This window comes from Acinetobacter sp. V91_7 (genome assembly GCF_031799075.1).
GTDB classification, from domain to species: Bacteria; Pseudomonadota; Gammaproteobacteria; order Pseudomonadales; family Moraxellaceae; genus Acinetobacter; species Acinetobacter calcoaceticus.
Genome location: NZ_JAVQNT010000040.1, coordinates 143147 through 149279 on the forward strand (window position 1 = coordinate 143147; position 6133 = coordinate 149279).

General features: G+C 42.4%; 4 protein-coding genes. 3 read left to right on the plus strand and 1 reads right to left on the minus strand.

All coding sequences use genetic code 11. From position 1 onward, the window contains the following. Positions 1 to 50 precede the first annotated feature (50 nt). A complete protein-coding gene (gene ribA, locus RMB03_RS13530; protein WP_017391003.1) occupies positions 51 to 662 on the minus strand; it encodes a GTP cyclohydrolase II in 612 nt (203 codons plus the stop codon). Positions 663 to 965: 303 nt separating this feature from the next. Between ribA and dxs the strand changes: the two genes are divergently transcribed. The 3 genes from dxs to RMB03_RS13545 all read left to right on the plus strand — a co-directional run. Beyond that, positions 966 to 2870 carry a 1-deoxy-D-xylulose-5-phosphate synthase gene (gene dxs / locus RMB03_RS13535; protein WP_311076591.1) on the plus strand — a complete coding sequence of 635 codons (1905 nt, stop codon included), beginning with the start codon at positions 966 to 968 and terminating at the stop codon, positions 2868 to 2870. Positions 2871 to 2988: 118 nt separating this feature from the next. Continuing rightward, positions 2989 to 3819 carry an inositol monophosphatase family protein gene (locus RMB03_RS13540; RefSeq protein WP_005038449.1) on the plus strand — a complete coding sequence of 277 codons (831 nt, stop codon included), beginning with the start codon at positions 2989 to 2991 and terminating at the stop codon, positions 3817 to 3819. A gap of 405 nt (positions 3820 to 4224) precedes the next feature. Continuing rightward, on the plus strand, positions 4225 to 6133 hold a 1909-nt coding region (locus RMB03_RS13545; protein ID WP_311076592.1), incomplete at its 3' end, for a DEAD/DEAH box helicase.

Here is a 6133-nt window from a genome sequence, read left to right on the forward strand (position 1 = left end):
GGATTTTTGAGAAATGTCTCAAAAATCCCTTGCGATTGCTTTTTAAATATTTATTTTTTTAAAAAATCATCTTTTTGATAAAGGTGATCCATACGTTCACGTTTGGTTTTTAAATATTGTTCATTAAAAGGGTTGCGTCCAACCGTTAATGGAACACGGTCAACCACATTAATGCCTTGATCTTTGAGTGCCTGAATTTTCAAAGGATTGTTGGTAATTAATTTTACTTCTTTCACTGCTAAGTGATCTAGCATAATGCTACACATGTCATAACGACGTGCATCGGCAGGTAAATTTAAAAGCAAATTTGCATCTACGGTGTCATGGCCCTGATCTTGTAAAGCATAGGCGCGAATTTTATTAGTAAGCCCAATGCCACGGCCTTCTTGACGTAAATATAAAATAACGCCTTGACCTGCCTCGTTGATGAGCTTTTGAGTTGCCTGTAATTGAGGACCACAGTCGCATTTTAATGATGCAAAAGCATCACCTGTTAAACATTCTGAATGTACACGAACCAAAACAGGGCCTGTAGGTGGATTTTCTAACCCTTTAGAAAGTGCCACATGTTCTTCACCTGATACTGGATCTTGAAAAACAGAAATATTGAATTCACCAAAAGCGGTCGGAAGTTTTGATGTTGCAATGAACTCTATAGGCACAGATTAACTCATCTTTTAACCGAAAACGGTTTAAAGTATAGCGTAATGCTGGGAGATTGGTCGAATTGTCATAATCATTTTGCGTATGAAGGTTTTCTTTTTTGTATAAAGAAGACGATAATAGTTGATAAATAGTCAGATTATTCAGGATAATCTGCCAACCATACCCATGATGTATGAGAGACTGCTTTGCATGACCTCGTTCGCAAATGTGGCTGATTGAAGGTGACTTCATTCGATTGTATGATCGACCCATTTTGACCCAGCTTAGGATTTGCCAGGCTTATAAAGGCTTTGCCACATATGTTGTATACCGAAATTCCAACTCAACGCCCTGTTACGCCATTGTTAGATGCAATTGATCATCCTCAACAATTACGTCAGCTCGAGCATAGCCAATTGGTTCAAGTGGCTGATGAGTTGCGTCAATATATTTTATATGCAGCAGGCCAGAGTGGTGGCCATTTCGGTGCTAATCTCGGCGTGGTTGAGCTGACGGTTGCGCTGCATTATTGCTTTAATACTCCAAATGACCGATTAGTTTGGGATGTAGGACATCAGGCCTATCCGCACAAAGTCCTGACGGGTCGTCGTGAACAAATGACGACGATTCGTTCTAAAAATGGTTTAGCGGCATTCCCAGCTAGAGAAGAATCAGTTTTTGATACATTCGGCGTAGGACATTCATCAACAGCAATTTCGGCTGGTTTAGGAATGTCATTAGCACGTCGTTATCAAAACGACCCATGTGAAGTGGTTTGTATTGTAGGTGATGGTGCAATGACAGCGGGTATGGCATTTGAAGCCATGAACGATGCTGTTGCACATAATGCCGATTTAATTGTTGTGCTCAATGACAATGACATGTCAATTTCTTGTAGTACAGGTGGCTTTGCTAAACATTTGGCTGCAATTTGGGAAAAAGGCCATTTAGTTAACGTTAATGAAGATGGCGAAGCGTATATACAGCCACATCCAAAATGGACTTATAACTCTCGTTTGCATCAATCAGCAACAGATGCGGCCGATAATTTATTTAAAGCAATTGGTTTTGATTACTTTGGTCCATTTGATGGCCATGACGTAAATCAACTGGCCCAAGTATTTAATGCTCTAAAGAAGCGTAAAGGTCCACGTTTAGTACACGTCTATACTAAAAAAGGTAAAGGTTTTACTCCCGCAGAAGCGGATCCGATTACTTATCATGCAATTAGCAAAATTAATACAACCTCAGCAGGTAAAACACCACCTAAATATTCTGATGTATTTGGTCAGTGGTTATGTGATGAGGCGGCGCAAGATGAGCGTCTACTCGCGATTACACCTGCGATGTGTGAAGGTTCAGGCATGGTTCAGTTTGCTAAAGAATTTCCACAGAGATTCTTTGATGTTGCAATTGCTGAACAGCATGCTGTAACACTTGCAGCAGGAATGGCTTGTGAAGGCTTAAAACCTGTTGTTGCAATCTATTCAACGTTCTTGCAGCGTGGTTACGATCAGTTTATTCATGATGTTGCATTACAGAACCTTGATGTGACTTTCGGGATTGACCGTGCTGGTTTGGTTGGTGAAGATGGTCCAACTCATGCAGGTGCCTATGACTATGCATACATGCGTACAGTTCCAAACATAGTCATCATGGCACCAAAAGATGAAAATGAATGTCGTCAGATGCTTCATACAGCCTATGTCTATAATGGACCAGCTGCGGTACGTTACCCACGTGGTGCTGGTTTAGGTGTGGAAATTCAGCAAGAGTTGACCACTATTGAATTAGGGAAAGCTGAAATCGTTGCTGAAATAAAGACTAGCTGTGAAGAGCAGATTACAATTTTGGCATTTGGCAGCAGAGTGATGGTTGCTATAGAGGCTGCTGAACAATTTGCACAAAAACATGATGTGGGCGTGCGTGTTGTAAATATGAGGTTTGTGAAGCCGCTTGATGAAAAAATGATTCGTGATTTAGCTGAAAATACTCATTTATTTGTCACAGTTGAAGAACATGCTGTTATGGGCGGTGCAGGTAGCGCTGTCAATGAGTTTATGGCGCAAGAACAAATTGTGAAACCTATCATTAATTTAGGATTGCCAGACTTGTTCCTACAACAGGCTTCACACGGACAAATGTTACAAGACTGCGGGTTGGATGCTAAAGGTATTCTGAGCTCAATTGAGAGAGTTTGGCTTAAGCTCAATCAGGTGGTTTAGGCCTCCAATAAAATTTTTGAAACATTTTCCCCCTAAAAGCGCATATATTTGCTAAAATATCTGCGCTTTTATGCATTATTCTTTGTCAAAATCTTCAAATTTGTCTAGTGGGTGTTCAATGGAACCTATGGTGGTTATGGCTGCGCGTGCGGCTCAAACAGTTGGTCAAGAGCTTTTAAAAGCGCATCAAAATCGTCATAAACTCGATTTACAAGTTGAAGAGAAAGGCATTGATGGCCCGGTAACACGTGTAGATCGTTATTTAGAACAATTAGCGATTGATACGTTACGTAAAAGTTATAAGAACCATAGCTTCTTAGGTGAAGAGTTTGGTTTGCAAGAAGGCAAAGGCCATGATGCAGAGTGGTGCTGGGTAATTGACCCGCTTGATGGCACACAAAACTTTATTAATGGTTTCCCTCATTTCTGTATTTCTATTGCAGTTCAACATAAAGGTGTTACTCAACACGGCGTAATCTACGATCCAGTACGTGATGAGTTATTCTCTGCTAGCCGTGGTCGCGGTGCAGTTATGAATCAACGCCGTATTCGTGTAAATGTAAAAGATAGTTTAGAAAATACATTCTTAGCAGTAGGCCATCCTTACCGTGCTAAACGTGCTGGCGAAATCGTATCTTACGCAGAGCAGCATTTCGCATCATTATTAGCTGTTACTGAAGCAGGCGCACAAATCCGTCGTGGTGGTTCAGCTGCTCTAGATTTAGCGTATGTAGCTGCAGGTCGTTTTGATGGTTTCTTTGAGCTTGGTTTAAAGCCATGGGATATTGCTGCTGGTGAGCTTATTCTTAAAGAAGCAGGCGGTGTAGTTGTTGACGCACGTGGCGGTAATAACTCATTTGAAAATGGTCAAGTACTCGCATGTTCGCTTAAGTTGTTAAAACCTTTAATGCAAACCGTTGTTCCAGCTTGGGATAAAGCTGCAAAATAATTTAGCTTATTATAAATAAAACCCTCTTTAATCAGAGGGTTTTGTGTTTTAAGTAAAGAGTAAATTAAATTAATTCAAGAAATATAGATAAAGTTGATTAAAACACATGACTTTTAATTTATTTCTGCTATAATCCGCCAACGCACTTAAATTTCCGTTCATTACCTGAACATTCTGTTCTATTCATTGTAAGCGCACGCTGTCCATAGAGAGGACCATTTCTTGCGCCCCGATCGCTCAGCGATTCTTCAGGTTCGGCCGTAATCAAGCGTGCGTTTAGTCCACATCGTCGTTACTCGGATTGCTGCTGAATAAAAGTTTTCAGCTAATTTTGCTTTGCCGCTTTTTGCCGATGTCTATTTTGTATTTATTAAAAATGGAGCACCCACAAGGGTGAAACTCTCTATGAGCAAATCTTTTGCCGAATTTTCTTTGCATGAAACCTTACAACAAGCGCTTGAAGGTTTAGGTTTTACTACCCCGACTGCTGTGCAAGAACAAGCAATTCCTGCTGCTTTAGAAGGTAAAGACCTTCTCGTATCAAGCCAAACTGGTTCTGGTAAAACTGCAGCATTCTTACTCCCAACATTAAATGCTTTAGCTGGTCAAGAGTCTGTTGTACCGTTCAAAGACCGTATGAAAGCAGTGACTCAACCGAATATTTTGGTAATTTCACCAACTCGTGAATTGGCACAGCAAGTAAGTCAAGATGCAATTGCACTTGTACGTCACATGAAAGGTGTTCGTATTGCTGCCATTATGGGCGGTATGCCATTTGCAAAACAAATTCAACAATTAAAAGGCGCGCAAGTTGTTGTTGCAACACCTGGTCGTTTACTTGACTTGGTGAATCGTCGTCAAATTAAATTAGATCAAGTAGATGCTTTAATCGTTGATGAAGCGGACCGTATGCTTGACCTAGGTTTCTCTGAAGACTTAGAAGCAATTAGCGAATTAGCAGCTAACCGTAAACAAACATTAATGTTCTCTGCAACATTTGCTGATCGTATCATTCGTCTTGCATCATGCATGATGAAAGATCCTATGCGTATCGCAATTGAAACAGGTCATTCAACCAATACAGATATTACGCAAACATTGCATTGGACTGATGGCTTCGAACATAAGAAAAAATTACTTACACATTGGTTAAGTGATGAAAACTTAGATCAAGCTGTTGTTTTTGCTAGCACGCAAGAAGATACAGATATGTTGGCAGAAGAACTTGCTGAAGCGGGTCATTCTGTTGTTGCACTTCATGGTGCAATGCCACAAACAGTTCGTAACCGTCGTTTACGTAGTATTCGTGAAGGTCGTGCAAAAATCCTAGTTGCAACTGATGTTGCTGCTCGTGGTCTTGACGTTCCGACTATTTCTCACGTAATTAACTTCGGTCTTCCGATGAAGCATGAAGATTATGTACACCGTATTGGTCGTACTGGTCGTGCTGGTCGTACTGGTCAAGCAATTACTTTAGCGACTTATCGTGAACGCGGTAAGATTCGTGCGCTTGAAGAATATTTAGAAGCACGTTTGAGTGTTTCTGAAATTGAAGGCTTAGAGCCATCTCCACCTCCTGCTCGTTCAGGTCGTGATGGCGGTGGTCGTGGCCGTAGTGGTAATGGCGGCGGTGGTCGTGATGGTCGTCGTAGTGGCGGCGGTGGTTTTGGTGGTGGTCGTCGTTTTGAAGGCGAAAGCAACTTTAAACGCCGTGAAGGTGGTCGTGATGACCGTCCACGTCGTAGCTTCGATGATAAACCACGTGGTGAACGTCCAGCGTTCGGTGGTGAAGATCGTCCGCGTCGCGAATTCAATTCAGACCGTCCACGTCGTGAAGGTGGTTTTGAAGATCGTCCACGTCGTGAGTTCACTTCAGATCGTCCACGTCGCGAAGGTGGTTTCAATGATAAACCGCGTTTTGAATCGAATGATGATAACCGTGGTAATCGCGTAGATTATAAACCACGTCGTGAAGGTGGTTTTGGTGACCGTCCAAAACGTAGCTTTGGTGGTGAAGATCGCCCACGTCGTAGCTTCGATGATAAACCACGCGGTGAGCGTCCAGCGTTCGGTGGTGAAGATCGCCCACGTCGTAGTTTCGATGACAAACCACGTGGTGAGCGTCCAGCGTTCGGCGGTGGTGATGATCGTCCAAAACGTAGCTTTGGTGGTGAAGATCGTCCGCGTCGTAGCTTCGATGATAAACCACGCGGTGAGCGTCCAGCGTTTGGCGGTGAAGATCGCCCACGTCGCAGTTTTGATGACAAACCACGTGGTGAGCGTCCAGCGTTCGGCGGTGGTGATGATCGTCCAA